This window comes from Vibrio sp. SCSIO 43086 (assembly GCF_051132235.1).
Lineage (GTDB): Bacteria > Pseudomonadota > Gammaproteobacteria > Enterobacterales > Vibrionaceae > Vibrio > Vibrio diabolicus.
Genome location: NZ_CP072678.1, coordinates 778,269 through 797,250, shown reverse-complemented (window position 1 = coordinate 797,250; position 18,982 = coordinate 778,269). Strand labels below are relative to the sequence as shown.

General features: G+C 46.6%; 15 protein-coding genes. 3 read left to right on the top strand and 12 right to left on the bottom strand.

Translation table 11 applies throughout. The annotated features are described in order from the left end of the window. Positions 1-2 precede the first annotated feature (2 nt). From J8Z23_RS19710 to J8Z23_RS19700, 3 genes are read right to left on the bottom strand one after another with little or no spacing between them, the layout of a single operon-like run. A complete protein-coding gene (locus tag J8Z23_RS19710; protein WP_085343277.1) occupies positions 3-893 on the bottom strand; it encodes an ABC transporter permease in 891 nt (296 codons plus the stop codon). Further along, positions 890-1,714 (bottom strand): alkaline phosphatase family protein, encoded by an 825-nt coding sequence (locus J8Z23_RS19705; protein ID WP_248379434.1) that lies wholly within the window; start codon positions 1,712-1,714, stop codon positions 890-892. Before J8Z23_RS19705 ends, J8Z23_RS19710 begins: the two co-directional genes overlap by 4 nt. A gap of 12 nt (positions 1,715-1,726) precedes the next feature. Beyond that, entirely contained in the window at positions 1,727-2,794 is a 1,068-nt protein-coding gene (locus J8Z23_RS19700) for an ABC transporter substrate-binding protein (protein ID WP_005392695.1), read from the bottom strand. 210 nt (positions 2,795-3,004) lie between these two features. On the opposite strand from J8Z23_RS19700, the gene J8Z23_RS19695 reads away from it, so the two are divergent. Continuing rightward, a complete protein-coding gene (locus J8Z23_RS19695) occupies positions 3,005-3,733 on the top strand; it encodes a UTRA domain-containing protein (RefSeq protein WP_006741372.1) in 729 nt (242 codons plus the stop codon). Between the two features lie 61 nt (positions 3,734-3,794). On the opposite strand, the gene J8Z23_RS19690 is transcribed toward J8Z23_RS19695, so the two are convergent. Further along, positions 3,795-5,381, bottom strand: a complete 1,587-nt coding sequence (locus J8Z23_RS19690; protein ID WP_005392697.1) for a BCCT family transporter — start codon at positions 5,379-5,381, stop codon at positions 3,795-3,797. A 304-nt stretch (positions 5,382-5,685) separates the two neighbouring features. On the opposite strand from J8Z23_RS19690, the gene J8Z23_RS19685 reads away from it, so the two are divergent. Beyond that, on the top strand, positions 5,686-8,094 hold the full coding sequence (locus J8Z23_RS19685) for a glycosyl hydrolase 2 galactose-binding domain-containing protein (protein WP_434635801.1): 2,409 nt from the start codon (positions 5,686-5,688) through the stop codon (positions 8,092-8,094). An 87-nt stretch (positions 8,095-8,181) separates the two neighbouring features. Here the strand turns inward: J8Z23_RS19685 and J8Z23_RS19680 are convergent, their stop codons facing one another. From J8Z23_RS19680 to J8Z23_RS19660, 5 genes are all read right to left on the bottom strand, one after another. After that, positions 8,182-8,436 carry a hypothetical protein gene (locus tag J8Z23_RS19680; RefSeq protein WP_006741374.1) on the bottom strand — a complete coding sequence of 85 codons (255 nt, stop codon included), beginning with the start codon at positions 8,434-8,436 and terminating at the stop codon, positions 8,182-8,184. Between the two features lie 185 nt (positions 8,437-8,621). Continuing rightward, positions 8,622-10,124 (bottom strand): efflux transporter outer membrane subunit, encoded by a 1,503-nt coding sequence (locus tag J8Z23_RS19675; RefSeq protein ID WP_434635800.1) that lies wholly within the window; start codon positions 10,122-10,124, stop codon positions 8,622-8,624. After that, on the bottom strand, positions 10,121-13,183 hold the full coding sequence (locus J8Z23_RS19670) for an efflux RND transporter permease subunit (RefSeq protein WP_434635799.1): 3,063 nt from the start codon (positions 13,181-13,183) through the stop codon (positions 10,121-10,123). Before J8Z23_RS19670 ends, J8Z23_RS19675 begins: the two co-directional genes overlap by 4 nt. Before the next feature lie 10 nt (positions 13,184-13,193). Further along, positions 13,194-14,276, bottom strand: coding sequence for an efflux RND transporter periplasmic adaptor subunit (locus tag J8Z23_RS19665; protein WP_434635798.1), 1,083 nt, complete (start codon positions 14,274-14,276; stop codon positions 13,194-13,196). A gap of 104 nt (positions 14,277-14,380) precedes the next feature. Continuing rightward, a complete protein-coding gene (locus J8Z23_RS19660) occupies positions 14,381-15,262 on the bottom strand; it encodes a LysR family transcriptional regulator (RefSeq protein ID WP_005392703.1) in 882 nt (293 codons plus the stop codon). Positions 15,263-15,374: 112 nt separating this feature from the next. On the opposite strand from J8Z23_RS19660, the gene J8Z23_RS19655 reads away from it, so the two are divergent. Next, entirely contained in the window at positions 15,375-15,734 is a 360-nt protein-coding gene (locus J8Z23_RS19655; RefSeq protein WP_434635797.1) for a DUF6559 family protein, read from the top strand. Between the two features lie 78 nt (positions 15,735-15,812). Here J8Z23_RS19655 and tyrS read toward each other — a convergent pair whose 3' ends face one another. The 3 genes from tyrS to J8Z23_RS19640 form a co-directional block, all read right to left on the bottom strand. Beyond that, a complete protein-coding gene (gene tyrS / locus J8Z23_RS19650) occupies positions 15,813-17,072 on the bottom strand; it encodes a tyrosine--tRNA ligase (protein WP_434635796.1) in 1,260 nt (419 codons plus the stop codon). 82 nt (positions 17,073-17,154) lie between these two features. Next, positions 17,155-17,961 carry a response regulator transcription factor gene (locus J8Z23_RS19645; protein ID WP_041853148.1) on the bottom strand — a complete coding sequence of 269 codons (807 nt, stop codon included), beginning with the start codon at positions 17,959-17,961 and terminating at the stop codon, positions 17,155-17,157. Between the two features lie 193 nt (positions 17,962-18,154). Further along, positions 18,155-18,934, bottom strand: a complete 780-nt coding sequence (locus tag J8Z23_RS19640; protein WP_434635795.1) for a hypothetical protein — start codon at positions 18,932-18,934, stop codon at positions 18,155-18,157. Between the last annotated feature and the right edge of the window lie 48 nt (positions 18,935-18,982).

Below are 18,982 nucleotides of genomic sequence, written 5' to 3'. Positions count from 1 at the left end.
GACTACTTCCTACCTGCATAGCTTTTCGAAATGAGCCATTGGTTAATCACTGTGATAAAGGCAAGTAACGCCATTAGAATCACCGAAATTGCAGCGGCGAGATTAGGTTCAAGGAACAGGTCTCCCGATACCAGACTCGCAATTCGAATTGTGATGACGTTATAGTTACCGGAGGTCAACGCATAAACACTCGCATATGCGCCGATTGCGTTGGCTATTAAGATAATAAAGGTACCGAATAAGGCTGGTGAGAGCACTGGCAGAGCGATTTTCGCCCAATACTGTGATGTTTTGGCTCCCAGTAGCGCAGCGGCTGCTTGCCAATCATCACTCAGCGCGTCAAACGCAGGGTAGAGCAACAACACCGCCAGCGGGATTTGGAAGTAGATGTAAATGGCCAGCAGGCCCCATTTACCATAAAGGTCGAAATCACCGAGTAAGCCATACTGCTTGAGCAAAAGGGTAATTGCCCCATTGGTGCCCAAAATAATAATAAAAGCGAATGACAGAGGTACGCCCGCAAAGTTGCTGCTCATGTTCGTAAACGCAATCACACCGTCGCGGACTTTAGAATCGACTCTGCGTAGAGAAGAGACCAACAAAGTCGCAATGGCTAAGCCAAAAATGCTCGACCACACCGCTAACCACAAGCTGTTGCCAAACGCCTGCATCATAAAGGCAGAGTCGAGCACTTCAATGTAGTTATCTAAGGCAAACTCGCCATCGTAGATAAAGCTGTTTAACAGTACCCAAATCATCGGTGCGAGTTGAAATAGGTAGAAAAACAGCGCGAAAGGCACTAACCAAATGGCTGGCTTAAAGCGCTTTAACCAAGTACTTGCCAAATTTGAGCGAGATTCGCTAGAGCTTGGGGAGAGGACAGAACTGCTCATAGTGCTAACAATTCCTGAGTGTATGGCTTCGTGTGGTCAAGGTTTAGCAATTGACAAACGGTGCCACAAATATCAGTTTGCTTAATATGACAATCTTGATGGGTAAACTTATCACCAATGACAAACAGGGGAACTTCTCGCTCTTCAGGTAAAATCCCACCGTGAGAAAGATCGTTGTTCATGCCATGATCGCTGGTCACAATGATTTGATACCCATCAGCAAGCCATTGTTCGATGTAGTTGGAAAGAATAATGTCTGCACCTCGCGCACAATTGCGGTATTGGCGAGAGTCTAGGCCAAACTTATGTCCTGTATCGTCGATATTCATCGGATGGATCAGTAAGAAATCAGGTTTATAGTTGCGACGTAAATACTCTGCATCCAGGAACAAGGCTTCATCAGGATAATGATCCCAATAGTAAAAGCAGCCGTGTTGGATATTCAAGGTTTCATCATGTGTGAAACGATCGCGAACAGGTTCAAATGGTGCGCGATTATAAAGCTCACTTACCCAGTGGTAGGCAGCCGCAGCGGTCACTTTGCCTTGGGCTTTTGCCAGACTGAAAATGGAATCGTGTTTGGATAGACGAACGATATTGTTGTTTACGATGCCGCTTTCTACAGGGCTAACGCCCGTTAAAATGCACTCATAAAGTGGGCGAGACATAGAGGGCAGCTCACACTGCACAGGATAAAGCGTTGCGCGAGTTTCTTGTTGGGAACGACTTTGTTCTAGAAGACCATTGAGGTAGCCCATGCAATCACGGGCTACCTGATAGTTCAGTCCATCTAGAACAACAAGGATGACCTTATTGCTCATAACGACTTACTCTTATTGCTGGTGGATTAAGACACTTTCTTGCCATTGACGTGGCAGCTTACGCGCGGACTTTTCCCAAGCTGAGAAGTCAGTCACTGGGTGAACATTGCTGTATTGGTCGTTAGCAATTAGCTTGTCTTGCACTGCTTGAGGCAGTGTGATGTTGGTGCGGATTGGACGCGCATAACCTTCTGCTAAGTTGATTTGCCCTTGATCGCTGAAGATGTACTCACGAGCAAGCTTTGCTGCATTAGGGTTCTTCGCATATTTATTGATTATGGTTGTATAACCAGAAATCACAGAGCCATCTTGAGGAATGCTCACTGTAAAGCGGTCGCGGTCAATTTTGTCGCGATAGTTCAACGCATTGAAGTCCCACATGATCGCCACTTCCACTTCGCCTTTTTCTAAGTTGGCGATGTTCGGATCGGTAAATGAAAGACGACCTTGCTTCGCGAGTTCAGAAAAGAACTTGAGCGCAGGCTTGAGGTTGGATTCGTCCCCACCGTTGGCGAACGCTGCGGCGAGAACCGCGTTGTTTGCCTGTGCTGCTACGCCGACGTCACCTACGGTCACTTTGTAGTCGCCTTTTAAGAGGTCATCCCACGTTTTTGGCGCGTCTTTTACGAGGTTATTGTTGGAGATAAAAGAAATAGTGCCAGTGTAAGCAAGTGCCCAATGACCATCTTCGTCTTTTGCCCAATCTGGAATGTCATTCCAAGTTGTTGGTTTGTATGGTTGAGTGACGCCTTTTTTAACCGCTACACGTGCGAAGGCAAAGCCTACGTCACCAATGTCTGCGGTCGCGTTTTTCTTCTCAGCTTCGAATTTTGCGATTTCTTGAGCCGAGCTCATATCCGTGTCTTGGTGCTTAAGGTTGTAATTTGACTTTAAATCAGCCCAAGTGTCTTTCCAGTTCGCCCAACTGTCAGGCATACCTACACTGTAAACCGCTCCTTCTTTTTGTGCTGCGGTAACCAATGACTCAATATCGGCTTCTTTCGCTACTGTTGGTGCTGCAAGCGTTACCGCGATGATTGCCGCTGGTGCAGTAATTGAACGACTTAGCAAAGTTTTCATTGTCTCCATCCTTCTGGACTAGGTCAGTAAGTTCGCTTTGTATGCTATGGATGGAATGTGACGATTTAGCGCAAGTAATTTGACAGTTTTTATTAATTTCTATGGCACTTATATTTCATACGCTCAATATGTGTTCTGTTGATTAATGTCATATTTTTGTTACTTACACGCCTTATGTTGTTCATCAAATTATCGTTGGACTAGATCAGAATGAGAGCGACAGGCACCGGACAATTTGGTACCCAATTAGGAAAAATTAGAAGCAGCTTAAAGCAGCAGATTCTTTCCGGCATCATGTCGGAAGGACAAAAATTGCCATCAGAAAGAGAGCTCAGTGAACTATTTTCTACGACTCGAATCACTATCAAAGATGCATTGGTGTCTTTAGAAACTGAAGGCCTGATCTACCGAGAAGAGCGTCGTGGCTGGTACGTATCTCCAGAGCGGATCTGTTACAACCCGTTGTCTCGTTCTCACTTCCATCAAATGATTAGAGAGCAGCATCGTATTGCAGAAACCAAGTTACTCAACGTACGAAGTGAAATGGCTGCAGGTGAATATGCAAAATCGTTAGAGGTTGAGCGAATTACCCCAATTTATGTGATTGAACGGTTGCGTTTTATTGATGGGCGAGCGGTATTGTTTGTTGAAAATGTACTCAAATCGGCACTGTTTGAAGGCATATTGTCCGAGAACCTCACCATGTCGCTGACGGGCATTTATCGTGAGAAGTATGGTTACGAGACAAAGCGCTCTCGTTTTGATGTGATTCCAACGTCAGCGCCTGCTCATGTCGCTAAAGCGTTGAACTTGGCTGAAGGACAGCCGGTTCTGAAAATTCGCCGAGTAAACTACAAACAAGATGGCAAATTAATGGACTGCGAATTTGAGTATTGGCGTCCAGACGCAGTGATAATTCGCATTGATAGCGTGGGATAAAGTGCAGAATTAAAAAGAGCCCAATGAAGGGCTCTTTTCGCATATTGGTTAGAGAGGCGGTTTAAACTAGGCCTTGCTCTTTTGCCATTTTACTTGCGATGCCAGGCGCTTTCCAAATGCTTGGCAGCAAAATGAAAGACACAGGCACGGCGGTAATTACAATGAAAGACTGCAATGCAGAAATACCACCAGAGCCCATTGAGATAAGCGCGATAGCGACAATACCCATCATCAAGCCCCAGAATGAGCGAATCACTGCGTTTGGTTCTGTTGAGCCCGTCATTACTACACTGATTGTGTAAGTCATTGAGTCACCCGTCGTCACGATAAATGTTGTCGTTAAAATCAGGAACAGAACCGAAATGATCATTGGGTAAGGTAATTCACCGGTAATCGCTAGCAGTGCTGCAGGCAAGTTAAAGCCTTCAAACGCAGATGAAATCAAACCAGGATTATCAAGTTCAAACGCAAGGCCACTGCCGCCAACGATACTAAACCAGAAGCAAGTAATCAGCGGTGCTGCGATGCTAATAGACATGATCAATTGGCGAATTGTACGACCACGAGAGATACGAGCAATAAAGATCGCCATCATTGGGCCATAACCGATAAACCAACCCCAGAAGAATACTGTCCACCAGCTTAGCCAGCCCGTATCACCACGGTAAAGCGCCATTGGGAAGAAGTTATCTACCATGCGACCAACGCCTTGTACGTAGCCATCAACAATAAAGCTTGTCGGTCCAAAGAACAGGATGTAACCAATTAACAGCACAGACAAAATAATGTTGTAACGACTGACGATTTGAATACCTTTGCTCAAACCGCTTAGTGCGGAAAGGGTATACATCAGGATCGCTGCCATGATAACCATGCTTTGCGTTACGAACGTATCTGGCAGGCCAAACAATGAGTTTAGCGCGTAGCTAATTTGTAAACCTAAGAAGCCGATAGGACCGATGGTTCCTGCTGCTACGGCAATAATGCTACATGCGTCAGCAACATCACCAATCCAGCCTTTAATGGCTTTATCGCCAAACACAGGGTAAAGCAGAGTACGCGGCTTAAGAGGCAGGCCTTTATCGTAATGCAAGTGCATTAAGACAATGGAAGATAGACCACCAAGGATCGCCCAAGCTAAGAAGCCCCAGTGCATAAAAGACTGAGATAGAGCATTGATTGCGGCAGTTTTCGGAGAGGCTTCACCGTATAAAGGTGGGGCAGTCACAAAGTGCGCGATAGGCTCAGCAGCAGCCCAGAACACACCACCACCTGCAAGTAGGGTACAGAGTACAATTGACAACCATTTAAAGTTATCAATATCAGGTTTCGCTAGACCACCTAGACGCACATAACCAGTGCGACCAAACGCAAGAGCCAAACCAATAAGGAAATTCAGAAGAAGCAGTACTTGCCAGTAAGCTCCGAAATATTTAGTAGCAAAGCCGAAGCCGGTGTTAACCATTGCGGTTAGAGAGTCGGTATTCGTTAGGGCAAGTAAAACGAATAGAGTGAGGAAGCTACCACTTAACCAAAAGACAGGATTGGTGAGTTCGAGGCGCTTGAGCAGAGATGGGGGATGAATCGCAGAATAGTCAGCATCCTGAATAGGCGCTGTGTGGGAGGCGGCATTCGTCATATTTGACATAATTACTTCGCTTTTTAGGGCTATGAAGCCGTGCATTTCCCCTCACATCGTTTCGACGAAAAGTGTGAGGATGTTCAAAAAGCCGATGATGTTAACATGTCGAAGTTGCAAATATAACCTTAGATTTCGATTAATTTTTAACAGGTTAGCCAAGTTGCTGATTTTTGGGTAGAGATCAAAGGAAAGTGTTTTTACGTGAAGTGCACCGCATTTCGTATGTAAATAACATTTCCCTTGTTTTTGCATGGATTACTCAGGATTACATTGAGCAAACATGTTTCTTCTCCAAACTGAGGTTTACTCAATGGCTCACTTCGAACTTAATGGACAGTGGTTACTTACCTCGCCACAGCGTCCCGATATTGAAATTCCAATGTCTATTCCGGGCGATAATATTTCGGCGCTTTTACAAGCAGAGCGCATTCCGGATCCTTATTTTGCCGATAATGAAAACAAAGTTCGTTGGATTGAAGAGTGTGAGTGGCATATCTCGCGTGAGTTTGAAGTTGATGCGTTTACGTTGTCTGCCAAGCAAGTTTGGATGACGCTAACTCGTGTCGATACCTTGGCAACTTTCTATATTAATGGTGAGTTAGCACTAACTTGCAGCAACATGTTTACTCAACAACGAGTTGATATCAAACCTTATTTAAAACAGGGCATAAATACTGTTCTTGTTCAATTCGCCAGAGTCGATATAGAAGGTGTGGAACGCGCCAAAAAATTGCCTTTCCCAATCCCTTCCGCAATGGGAAATAATCAAATTCCGCATATGAATTTGATCCGAAAAACGCAATGTCATTCCGGATGGGATTGGGGCATTTGCTTGATGGTATCGGGTATTTACGACCCCATTCAAATCGACATTGTGAATGAGCTTTGGCTCAAAGGCTTTTCGACAGAGCAGCAATGGCAAGCCGATGAGAGTGTGTTTCTTGATGTATTAGTTGAAGTGGAAACGGACAGTCAACGCCATGAACTGATTGTTGAATTTAATGGTGAGCGTCAATGCATTCAAACAAAAGGAAGTGGTCACTATCATTGCCAGTTCCACATTTCGGACCCTCAACGCTGGTGGCCATCGGGTTATGGCGAAGCTTATCTTTACCCCATTACCATTTCTTGCAGAGAGCAAAAGTTAACGCGCAACGTTGGTTTGCGTCAGTTAACCCTAAATAACCAAGCTGATGAACATGGCTCTGCGATGGAATTTATCGTCAATGGCGTACCAATTAATGCCAAAGGCGCCAACTGGATCCCTATTGACGCAATGCCGGGGCGAGAGTGCGAAACACGTTATCGCAACCTTTTGCAAAGTGCGGTTGACGCCAACATGAATATGATACGTGTGTGGGGCGGTGGTCAGTATGAGAGTGAAACCTTTTATAACCTTTGTGATGAACTTGGCTTGTTGGTGTGGCAAGACATGATGTTCGCATGTTCACTGTACCCATCTGATAATGACTTCTTAAAAGAGGTCGAAGATGAGCTTCGATACCAAATCCCTAGGCTTAAAGAGCACCCATCAATAGCACTTTGGTGTGGTGACAATGAAGTGATTGGTGCCATTGGTTGGTATGAAGAATCCAAGCACAACAAAGTCAAATACACGGTTAACTACGATCGCCTCAACCGCATGATTGAGCAGGTGACTACTGAGCACGATAGCGCTCGTCGTTTCTGGCCAAGTTCCCCGTGTAATGGTGAACTGGATTTCGGTGACGCGTGGCATGATGATAGTAAAGGCGATATGCACTTTTGGGACGTTTGGCACTCAGGAAAATCATTCAATGCCTACCTTGACGTGAATCCTCGTTTTTGCTCTGAGTTTGGTTTTCAATCTTGGCCGTCTTTTGCAGAAGTTAAGCAGTTTGTCCCGGAGCAAGATTGGAATATCACGTCCCTAACCTTTGAACAACATCAGAAGAATCCTCGTGGTAACAGTATCATCACAGAGATGTTCACGCGTTATTTTCGTTTTCCTTCTGGATTCGAGAGCATGCTGTATTTAAGCCAAGTTCAGCAGGCAATCGCGATCAAAACTGCGTGCGATCATTGGCGTGCCATTTCTCCAGTTTGTCGCGGCATGCTGTACTGGCAACTCAACGACAACTGGCCTGTCAGTTCTTGGTCTAGCTTGGAATACAGTGGTCGTTGGAAGCAGTTGCACTACCATGCAAAACGCTTTTTTGCGCCGCAGTATTTGGTATTTTCCGAGCATACAGGCAAGTTGAGCCTGCATTTGCTCAATGATGCCAAAGAGCCCGCAAGCGTCAACGCACTGCTCAAGTGGGTAGATTGGCAAGGGGAAGAAAAGCAATGTTGGAGCTTAGAACAAACGGTCATAGCAGACAGCAATACGATTTTGTGGCAATTGAATGAATCGGTTGAGAAGGATGAACTTACGTCAGGCTTCTTCTATGTTGAAGCGCAAATCGGTGAAGACAGAATAAGCAACACATGGTTTTGCACTCATGAGCTGAAAACTTTGCCTATGGCAAAAGCCAATATTGATGTCTCTATTGACGGAAGCCAAATTACATTGATTGCTGACAAGCCTGCGTTTTTTGTTCATTTGGAAAGTGATGTTGATGGAAGGTTCAGTGACTCCAGTTTTACTCTGCTGACCAACGTTCCAATGACGGTTGAGTATTTAGGTGATGATGTTTTAGGCATGCAACAGTCGTTGAGGGTATACCACCTTAATGATTAAAACGAGCATAGAACATCTATATGCTGATATCTGGGAAGGGGGCCTTTGCTCCCTTTTTAGTTATCAAGCTCAGGTTGAGACAGAAGTTTATTTAAGTTTCTGATGAATACGGTAGCCAACAACAAAACCTATGTAGAATAGCGCTGCGAGAGTAAGCATTGCCGTCGCGTACGCCAGTAGACTGTTTAACCCTAAACCAAAAGCCAGAGTGAAGGCGATACCATGAATGGCTTCCGCAGGGATTCGGTACCAAGCAGAGTGGACGGAAGATCCGAAGAGGATAAAGGTACTAAGTAAGACAATCGTGCCGCCTATAAAGCCGACCCATCTGCTGTTGTTCATGTTGTAATCTCAGGTGTTACCGAGGTAACGTAACAAAATATTTCAGAGCCGATATTATACAACCGAGAGAGGGTATAGGTGGTAGAAATATTTGCCTCACAAACTAAGAGGCCATCTAAGTGGCCTCTTTTTAACCGATTTAACGGCATCCGTTATGACGCAAAGGTGTGAGGCTTGTAAGAAACCTAACCTTTGGCATTCGTGTCGGGTTGTGCTTCTGGTTGTAGCGTCCAATCACCACCAAGCGATTTGTAGAGCGCAATCGTAGCGTGTGCGGTTTGTAACTTTGCTGCGACTCGCTGATCTTGCATCATGCGTTGCTGACGTTGCGCATCTAAAACCGATAAGTGATCAATCAAGCCAGCTCGGTACAGTGACTTGGCTTTATTGACGGCGTTATTGGTGGCTTTCAATGCATCATCGATTCGGCGCTGATTTTCTTGGCTGCGACCATAAGCAAACAGCGAGGATTCGGTTTCTGCCAAAGCTGCCTCGACCGTATGTTGATAAGACAATGTCGCCGAATCAAAACGCGCTTGGTTGATGGCTTCAATCGCCTCCCCACGCCCCCCATCGAACAAGTTCCAGCTTACGCCTGCCGCGCCCATCCAACCGAAAGAATCGCTACTGAAAAGATCGTCAAAGCTTGACGCCGACAACCCCGGAGCGCCTGTCAAAAAGAACTTCGGATATTGATCAGCAACACTTGCTGCTAACTCTTCATTGAGCGCGGCCATTTCGCGCTCTGCTAAGCGGATATCGGTACGACGTTTCAACAGATCGGAAGGTAAACCGACCGGCACCATGTCTTGCATGACAGGTCCACTATGCTGCTTAGACAGACGGATTTCGACTTGCGTTAGCGGCTCACCAAGCAATACTGCTAAACGATGTTTGTGCGCTTGTTGTGCAATTTCTAACTGCGGAACGAGCGATTCCATCGCCGCAAGCGTGGCCTTTGCTTGGGCTAAATCGAGATCAGAACCGTAGCCGCTGCGCACGATTTTCTCGACGAGGTCGAGTGTAAGTCGTTGATCTTCTAAGTTCGACTTTGCCAACTCAAGGCGCTCGCTTGCACCTTGGTATTGCAAGTAGTTGTGAATCAAATCCGCCGTGATCACTGTGTTCAAGCCGCTTTGATAAATCTGAGCTTGTTCGAGACGAATATGCGCCGCGTTCGCTTGGCGGTCAATGCGCCCAAACAGATCAACTTCCCAAGCGATACTCGCGCCTGCAAATACACCATCGTGCTGATTATCCATTAGGGTGACGTTACCAATTTGAGGTGGTAGACCCGGCACGGCATCACTGAGTGGGTTCAATATTGGACCGAGTGAAGAGTCATTTTTACTGAACTGATAGTTCATGTAACCCGCACCGAGATTAATCGTTGGCACTTTGAATGACTCCACCATTGTTTTATAGTTGTTGGCCATTTTCACCCGCTCGGCCGCCACTTTCAGCGGAATGTTTTGGCTCTGCATGTCTTGAACCATTTGATTCAACACCGGATCGTGAAACTTAGTCCACCAAAACTCAATGTGTTGTGAATCGGTACTCAACCCTGCATTTTCGGCGTTCAAGTAGGTTTCTGCCATGCTGGTGGTCGGTGCTTGGTAGTCGGGGCCCACTGCACAACCTGCTAAACTTAGGGCTAGAACGACAGGCGTTAGAATGAATTTTTTCACGATGACGCCTCCTCTAGCTCAGCGTTGGTTTGTGTGGACGGTGCTTTTTCTTTATAAGCAAGGCGATACAGTGCCGGCATGACAAACAGTGACAATATGGTTGCGGCCGCCAAGCCTCCGATGATGGTTGCCGCCATTTGGTCAAACAGCAGATCTGACAGCAGCGGGATCATGCCGAGCGCGGTCGTTAACGCACCCATAGAAATAGCCATAGTACGGTTGACCGTGGCTTCTTTGATGGCGTCAGACAAGCTCATGCCATTTGCGCGTTCGAGCTCAATTTGATCCATTAGTACGATGCCATTTTTGATGATCATCCCGGTCAGCGTGATGGCTCCGATCAGCGCCATAAAGCCAAATGGTTTATCGAATCCCAGCAGAGCAAACACGGCACCTGATGCCGCCAGTGGTAGCGTTGCGAGGATGATGATTGGCTGCTTAAAGCCGTTGAACATAGCGACTAGGATGATAACCATGATCAGCATTGCTTTTGGTTGCTGCTTCATGATGTCGGTGACCGCTTTGTCTTCATCGTAATATTCGCCGCCCCATTCCATGCTGTAACCCGCCGGAAGTTGGATAGCTTCAACCTGATCTTTAATGGCATTCCTAACGTTCGCTGGTGTGGAGTCTCGGCTCACACCCGCTTGAACTGTGATGGTTTTCACGCGGTCTCGTCGCCAAATCATGCTCTCTTCGGTAACCAGTTCGAATCCATCCACGACTTGACCAAGCGGAACGCTGTTAAAGCCAAGTAGCGAGCGCACAGGTAGCGTTTCTAGTGACGCCATGTTTTGCGATGTGCCACGTAACTGAATTGGAATCAGCTCATCATTCAGGTTCATTTGTCCGAGCGGCATGCCGTCTGATGCACGTTTTAGCGCGAAAGCGACATCGGCGCGGTTAATGCCTGCTTGACGCATTTTGTCTTGGTTTAGAATCGGCTTGAGCACTTTGCTTTCTTGGCGCCAATCATCGCGAATGTATTTTGCATCAGGGTTTGAAGCAAAAATCGTTTTCGCTTCCGCCGCTAGTTGATGTAATACGGTTTCATCCGGACCAGAAAAACGCACCTCAACCGCGAACTTATCTTTGGTTGCCAACTTCAGTGCTCGGAAGCGAGGTTCGGCATCCGGAAACGCCTCTTTCAGCCAATCATCACCACGCGTCACCAAGTAACTGATGCTCTCGTAGTCTTTGGTGTTGATCAGAATCTGCCCGTAAGCAGGGTCGAGCGGCTCAGGCTCTACCGTTACCGAGAAGCGAGGTGCACTGGTGCCGACATAGCTAGAGATACTTTCCACTTCTGGTTGTGCGACCAACCATTCTTCAACTTTGCGCATGTCTGCCGAGGTTTGTTCAATCTTGGCACCATTGGGTAGCCAGTAATCGAGAAACACAATTGAGCGATCCGACTGAGGAATAAAGTTCACGGCCACATACGGGATTGCCACGGCGGTGACTAAAATCAACGGAACCAAAGCGGCTAATGCTTTACGCGGGTTGTCCACCGTCCAGAATACCAACTGTTTGTAACGGCTCGGTTTGGTCTCTTCGTTGTTAGCTTTTGGCTTGATGAACATCCAAGCCATTAATACCGTAAACGTCATCGCGACGATCCATGAAAGCAACAGTGACGATGCCACAATGTAGAACACAGAGCTCGCAAACTCGGCAGAGTCGGTTTTGGAGAACAACACTGGGCTTGCGCCCATAATCGCGATGACAGTTGCGCCTAAAAGTGGCACAGCGGTTTCTTTGACGGAATCAATCGCGGCGCGAGTTCGCTCGATACCTTTGTTGAGCTTAGCGATCATCATATCGGTGATCACAATGGCGTTATCTACCAACATGCCCAGTGCGAGAATAAACGTACCTAGCGAGACACGGTGCAAATCGATGCTGGCGATGTTCATGTATACAAGCGTGAGCAAAATCGTCAGGAGCAAGCTTGCGCCAACGATGGTTGCACTCTTAAAGCCCATGAAAACCAACAACACCACAAAAACAATCGCGACACTTTCAAGCAGGTTGCCAACAAAGTCGTCGATAGACTTTTGTACTTCTTCAGGTTGATAAGCAACGGTCGAGATGTCCACGCCCAGCGGCAGTGTTGCTTGGTAGTTAGCGATGATGTCTTGAATCGTATCGCCAAGTGACACCACGTTAATGCCTTGAACTGGACTCACCGCCAAGGTGACAGCGGGCTCTCCGTTGTAGCGGTTTTCTGCCAATGCTGGTGTTTGATAACCCATGGTGATGTCGGCGATGTCACCAAGACGAATCAACCCCGAGCCAAACTCGCCGGTGCCACCATTGATGATTAAATTGCGAATGTCTTCTAGAGACTGAAACTCACTGGTTTGCGCAATACGAATACGCTCTGTACCTGCATCGAATTTTCCCGCTTCGAACGTGCTGTTTTGTGTGCTCAGTTGGTTCCAAACTTGTGCGATCGACAAACCATATTGAGCCAAGCGCTCGTCTGGCATATCGATATGTACAACGCGAGGTTGAATGCCGTGTAGCTCGATCTTTTTGATGCCGTCGACGGCTTTGATTTGGCGTTGCAGCTCTTCGGCGTAGCGACGTAACTCTTCTGGCGCAGCATCTGTGCTGTGGATAGAGAAAAGCATGCCGTAGACTTCAGAGAACTCGTCTTGTACTACGCTGATCTGCGCACTGGAAGGCAGCTGCAGTTTTACATCGTCCACTTTGCGTCTCAATAAGTCCCATTCCTGCGGAAGTGCTTTGGAATTAAGGCTCTCTTTGAGGTCAACAAAGACCATAGACAAACCGGGGCGAGACAATGAGCGCAAGCGATCCAACTCCGCCATTTCCTGCAATTTGGTTTCCACGGTATCGGTGACTTGGTGCTCGACTTCTTCGGCAGACGCACCCGGATAAAGGGTCACGACTACCGCAGTTTTTACCGTAAAGCTCGGGTCTTCCAACTTGCCTAAGTCGAAGTAAGAATAGATGCCAGCGATCACGCTCAATACGATAAAGAACAGAACGAACTTACGTTGGCGAATCGCGAATTCAGCTAAATTGATCATGGATTCGCACCTACAACGTCTTGATAGTCAGGTTTGGGGCGGCATCGCCCTCGCTCAGATAATGGCTACCGCTGATCACCACATAATCGCCTTGCTCAAAACTTCCGGTCACACACGCTTGGTATGCATCGATAGAGTCAAGATTGACCGGCTCTGAATGAATAACCGCATCACGAACCACATTCACGTGCAGAGTTTGTTTCTCCCCCAAAATTGCAGAATAAGGGAAGCAATGGCTTGAGTTGCTGGTGTTGAGCGTGGTATTTACCGTGACTGCTTTACCGTTGAATAGCGCGCTGGAAATGGAATCGATGTCTAGCGTGACGGTATAGGTTTGTTTGAGCAGGTGCTTTTTCGGCGCGATTTCTGCCACGGTTGCTTGGTAGGATTGCTCCGAATCATACCAAGTCAACGATGCTGGCTGACCTAGTGCGAATTGCGCAATCATATTTTCCGGTACGTCGATGTCGACTTCCCAACTGCCTTCTTGCTGAATTGACACAACACTGCCGCCCGGCAAGGTTTGTTCATGTGGATCAACAGAAACGTCGGCAACAATGCCAGTGAATGGTGCACGTAGAGTGGTGTAACGTAGAGCATCTTTTGCACGTTGGATGTTTTTCTCAACCACTTTGACGGCAGAGACGCTACGTTCGTAGCTGCTGATGGCTCGATCTAAGTTTACGCTGGCAATGGCATCATCAGAAGTTGCTTGTTTTACGCGCTTTAACTCGGCTTTCGCGAGTTTGTGTGCTGATTGCGCTTCTAACATGCGCGCTTGTAATTCTTCTAGTGAGACTTGGTAATCGTGCTTGTCCAGCGTGGCAATGACTTGGCCTTTTTCTACCACGCTGCCTTTATTTACGAACACGCTTTCCACGGTGCCAGGTACACGAAAAGAGAGTGAGGCGGTTTCTTTTGCTTTTACGATCCCGCTGAATGATTTGTTGAGTTCTTCATTCCTTTCGTTGACTTCAATCACTTGAACGGGTCTGGATGCGCTAGGCTCCTCAACCTGAGGTTGAGTTTGATTACAGCCGAGTAGAGAGAGCGCGATAGTGCTCAGCGCGGCGGTTTTAATTTGATGATTCATAAGATGGCTCCATAATTTCGGCGCCATCTTATAATTCACAGATGTTCAGATAATCATGCGTACGCATGATTCAATGTCACGAATTTTATGACAATAAATGTAAACTACAAAAGTTTTGGAATTTTATTGCACAAATGTTCAATAAGTAACCGGCTAGCTTGGTTCAGCGTTTTCGGCTTAGGGTAGAGTAACCACCCCGTTTCTTCTGTGACGGCATATTGAGACAATACTTGCACCAATGCACCGGATTCGAGCTCATTTTTTACCAACAGTTTTGGGATATAACTGATGCCGCGGTCAAGCACTGTGGAGCTTTTGATAAAGCCGATGTTGTTGGAAATGAGTTTCGGTTTGAGCGCTACGTTTTGTTCCTGAAAATGCCAAAGGTTGTCGACATTGCCATTTGGCCAACGAAAACAAATGCACTGATGATCGCTCAACTCTTCTAATGTGGCGGGCGTGCCGTGAGTTTGAAGATAGTTCGGTGAGGCAACGACACATCGGTCTAGCGTTAAGATCTTTCTCGCGACAATGTCTGAATCAAACAGCATGCCGCCGTGCAGCGCGATGTCCAACCCCTGCTGAAACATATCAATAAAGCCATTGTTGATATTGCGAATGTCGAGCTCAACCTGCGGGTATTGATCCTGAAATTCAAACAAAATGGGTTGAAGAGGTTCATAGGTTTCTGGCAGAAGGCCAAGTTTGATTTTTCCTCTGACCTCGATGCTTTCGTTACTGGCTTGCTGGTTTGCCGAATCAAGCAAGGTGAGTACTTTTTGTAGATCTTGGTAGTAGGCATCGCCTTTGTTTGTCAGCGAAAGGCTGCGAGTGGTGCGGTGAAAAAGTTGCGTTCCGAGGTAACGTTCCAGTTCTCCAATGCGTCGGCTAACATTTGCTCGTGGCAAGTCCAAAGCATTGGCTGCCGCTGTAAAGCTGCCAAGTTGGACGACTTTGGTGAACAGTTTTAGATCGTCAATTTTCACTCTTGAACTCCATACTCTTTGAGCGCCGTACTAAACCCTGACACTCTAGAGTATTGATGTGTGGTATACAAAACTTATTATTAATTATCGAAATATAAATAAGGGCTTCAACATGTTGAGATTTATACAACGTCGCCGCATTAAGAAAGTGATTAAGCTAATGAGTACCAGATTGGTGGTGGGATACGGCAGTCGTGAGTACTTTTCCGTCGGTCAGGCAAAGACGAGCACCAGTGAGTTAAGCACGTGCCAACAAAAAATTGCGTTGGCGTTGTACGCGAATCCGCAAGATCTTGATTTGGAAAATCAACCAGAGTTGCAAGCCATCCGCTCTGATGTGGCGAATGACTTCTTTTCTGGTGCCGATTATACCGCTCAAGATGTGCTTAATTTATTCGGTGCTGGTGGCTGGAAAGGCGGCCGAATGGAAGATGGAATGTCTCATCATTTTGGTATGCACAGCCGATACTAGAGCGAGCTAACCTTATAAAGTCTTGTCAGTTAACTCGCTATATCACTTTGCCTTGTGAGGTGTCACTCCGATGCTTTGTTAAGCGGTACGCTTTACGAGGCAGAAGTGCTTTTTACCGCGTTGTAGTAACCAGTATTGGTCAAACAGTGGGAAGCTTAAACTCGGGTTATCAGCCGACACTTTTTCACCGTTTACACTGATGGCGTTGTTGCTGATGTGTTCGCGCGCAACACGTTTCGAGCTTGCTAAACCCGACTCAACCAGCAGCTCAACCAAATCTTGTTGTGCACTCTCAATGCTTGGTAAACCATCCAATTCCAACTGTTTTAATTCACCCAAACTCAGTTGTTGCACATTACCGCTGAACAGTGCTTGAGTGATGCGCTCGGCACTAGATAGGCCGTCTTCGCCATGAACAAATCGCGTCATTTCTTCAGCGAGAATACGTTGTGCTTGTGGCTTGCCTTGGCTTGCTTGGTCTTGCGCTTCAATGCTGGCAATTTCTTCGCAGCTCAAGAACGTGTAGTAACGCAAGAAGTGGTAAACGTCGGCGTCTTCTGCGCCAAGCCAGAACTGGTAGAAGGCGTAAGGTGAGGTTTTGCTAGGGTCTAGCCACACTGCGCCGCCTTCGGTTTTGCCAAATTTGGTGCCATCGGATTTGGTGATCAGCGGCAGAGTTAAGCCAAATACTTGCTCACCATTTTGGCGACGAGTTAAATCGATCCCGCTGACGATGTTTCCCCATTGGTCATTGCCACCGATTTGCAGACGGCAACCGTATTGACGGTTTAGCTCGGCAAAATCGTACGATTGCAGCAGAGCGTAGCTAAATTCGGTGAAGGAGATACCTTGGTCAGGTCGTTGCAGGCGTTGTTTTACCGATTCTCGGTTGATCATGGTATTGATCGAGAAGTGCTTACCCACATCACGGAAGAAGTCGATGACGTTGATCGCTTTCATCCAGTCAGCATTGTTCACCATGATCATTGGCTTGGTCAGTTGGTGATTCATCAACTGCTGAATTTGATTAGAAAGATCGTTAACCCAACCTGAGACGATTTCTGAAGAGTTCAGGCTGCGCTCGGTCGCTTTAAAGCTTGGGTCGCCAATCATGCCCGTTGCGCCGCCAATCAGGGCAACTGCTTGGTGTCCGGCATCTTGAAAGCGCTTAAGCATGATCAAAGGGACGAGGTGGCCGATGTGCAAGCTACCAGCTGTAGGATCGAAGCCGCAGTAAACGGTTTGTGGCCGTGAGAGAAGTGTCTGAATTTCTTCCAAATCGCTGGCCTGCGCAATCAAGCCACGATCTTGTAAATCTTGCAGTAATGGTGTCATCATTCTTTTTGTCTGTCTTAGTGGTTGTTGTATTCAGACTAAAACGCGACACCTTTTGTCGATATATCCCTTAAGGGACAGTTTTTTATCTTGAATGGAGAATAAGGTGATTGAGGAAAAGCTGGAATAACTCACTCAATGAAGACACATTTAACTGCGAGTAAATGCGTTTTCGATGATTTTTGACCGTGCCTTGCACTAAGTGTAACCGCGCGGCAATTTCTTTGGTGTCAAACCCTTGAGCGAGGAGTGAAGCCACCTCTTGCTCGCGACGAGTGAGTGATTCTACGCCAAATGTTGCTAAAGCTTGCTCAATGGCCAATCGCATACTGCCAGAATAAGCACTCTGGGCAAAAACAGGCTCAGAAAAGGTAAACTCCGTTTGTTTCCAGTGCTGCTGACAAAGCGATTGGATTATCGGGAAGTAGGGCTTTAATTTATTGATTTGCTGTTGAGAAAAGTATTTTCCATCATTCATATACCCGAAGTACAGCATGACCCAACGGCCAGGTTCGACTTCGACTAGCATGCTCAGTTCGTCTTTCCACCCTGTCTGATGGTAGAACTGCTCGCAGTATGAGGTGAAGTCAACGCCTTTACGCGCCACGTCTTTGAGCGTAAATATGCCTTGTTGTTTTGTCTCGTTTAGTTTGAGAAAAAAAGGGTCATTTTGAAATGAGTCAGTAAGGTAGCGTTGAAAAAGTAATTCTCGCTCGTTCTCAATCGAGTCGTAGAGATAAATAGGATGTTTACCTTCTCGATAACCTAAAATAACCGCGCAATCAAAATGAAAAAGAGTGCGAATGACACGCATAAGCTTAGGAGTAAAGTTAGGCGTATTAAGAGCAGAAATTGCTTCTGCCAGCAGATTATTAAAGTTATTGTCAGGCATGGGATACCGAATCGCAGATGGTTTTGGGCAAGCATAACGAAAAGCCATCCAACGAGAAAGGGAAGTCACCATCTTCTGGTGACTTCCCATGAGAAAGTTGCACAAGTACTCAGTTTTGAGGAGTCATAGCTGCGTTAACTTATTGATAAGGGTGCATAACAACCGTTCTGTTTAAGCAATTAGTCGCTATGCGTTACTGCGAGTTGGTGAGCTCTTCGTTAACCCAATATTTAGAATCAGACACGTTGGCATCGATGAGCAAGCCTTTTGCATTCAACTGATAAACGGCGACGCCACTGTTAAATTGCTTTGAAAGTTGCTCTGAGTCTTCGCCAGCTACAGCAGAGGCTTCACTGGTCGCTTCCCATCCCTCGTTGACGAACGTATCAAAGTCTTCTTTGCTCTCAAACAGAATCACTTGTTGGTAAAACTTGCCGCCAGCCCCAAGTGCGACGCCCAAACCAAACATATTCATATAAGTGCGTTTTTCTGTTTCCTTATTTACTGCGACACCTGACCCTGAGTTGGTGTGAAACAACAAAGACAATTTACGAGAATCAAAGACCGCGTAGCCGTAAGCGTTGTCGTAAATGGCTTTGGCCTCCGGCTCTTCATTAAACAACTTGAGCAAAGCACTATCCGCCATTAAGTCTACGGCTTGGCGAGCTTCTTCTGGCGTGTCGCCTTCCATTAGTTCATCAATTTTCTTGTCGGCTGCATCTATCCATTCTTTGCTTTTCTCGATACTAGCTTCTGTCCACTCGCCCGCGGTATTGATTGCTTCCTCGGACCAGTTCGTGAAATCTTGCCACGCTTGTTTTGAAAAGGCTTTGGTATCGTCCCAAGCATCTTGCGCAGTATCAGAAACCGCTTCGCCTAGCTCAGACATTTTGTTGGAAATATCATCCCAATCTGCGTAAGCGGGAGAGGCTAGGAGCATCAATGTGGTAATGAGTGCGATAGACTTTTTCATCAAATTCTCTCTGGAGTTGTCGATACATCATTCATTCTAGGTCATCAG

Excerpts from the sequence above, each read along its gene's own strand:
- J8Z23_RS19710 (WP_085343277.1), bottom strand. The coding sequence starts at position 893 with ATGAGCAGTTCTGTCCTCTCCCCAAGCTCTAGCGAATCTCGCTCAAAT.
- J8Z23_RS19705 (WP_248379434.1), bottom strand. The coding sequence starts at position 1,714 with ATGAGCAATAAGGTCATCCTTGTTGTTCTAGATGGACTGAACTATCAG.
- J8Z23_RS19700 (WP_005392695.1), bottom strand. The coding sequence starts at position 2,794 with ATGAAAACTTTGCTAAGTCGTTCAATTACTGCACCAGCGGCAATCATC.
- J8Z23_RS19695 (WP_006741372.1), top strand. The coding sequence starts at position 3,005 with ATGAGAGCGACAGGCACCGGACAATTTGGTACCCAATTAGGAAAAATT.
- J8Z23_RS19690 (WP_005392697.1), bottom strand. The coding sequence starts at position 5,381 with ATGTCAAATATGACGAATGCCGCCTCCCACACAGCGCCTATTCAGGAT.
- J8Z23_RS19685 (WP_434635801.1), top strand. The coding sequence starts at position 5,686 with ATGGCTCACTTCGAACTTAATGGACAGTGGTTACTTACCTCGCCACAG.
- J8Z23_RS19680 (WP_006741374.1), bottom strand. The coding sequence starts at position 8,436 with ATGAACAACAGCAGATGGGTCGGCTTTATAGGCGGCACGATTGTCTTA.
- J8Z23_RS19670 (WP_434635799.1), bottom strand. The coding sequence starts at position 13,183 with ATGATCAATTTAGCTGAATTCGCGATTCGCCAACGTAAGTTCGTTCTG.
- J8Z23_RS19665 (WP_434635798.1), bottom strand. The coding sequence starts at position 14,276 with ATGAATCATCAAATTAAAACCGCCGCGCTGAGCACTATCGCGCTCTCT.
- J8Z23_RS19655 (WP_434635797.1), top strand. The coding sequence starts at position 15,375 with ATGTTGAGATTTATACAACGTCGCCGCATTAAGAAAGTGATTAAGCTA.
- tyrS (WP_434635796.1), bottom strand. The coding sequence starts at position 17,072 with ATGATGACACCATTACTGCAAGATTTACAAGATCGTGGCTTGATTGCG.
- J8Z23_RS19645 (WP_041853148.1), bottom strand. The coding sequence starts at position 17,961 with ATGCCTGACAATAACTTTAATAATCTGCTGGCAGAAGCAATTTCTGCT.
- J8Z23_RS19640 (WP_434635795.1), bottom strand. The coding sequence starts at position 18,934 with ATGAAAAAGTCTATCGCACTCATTACCACATTGATGCTCCTAGCCTCT.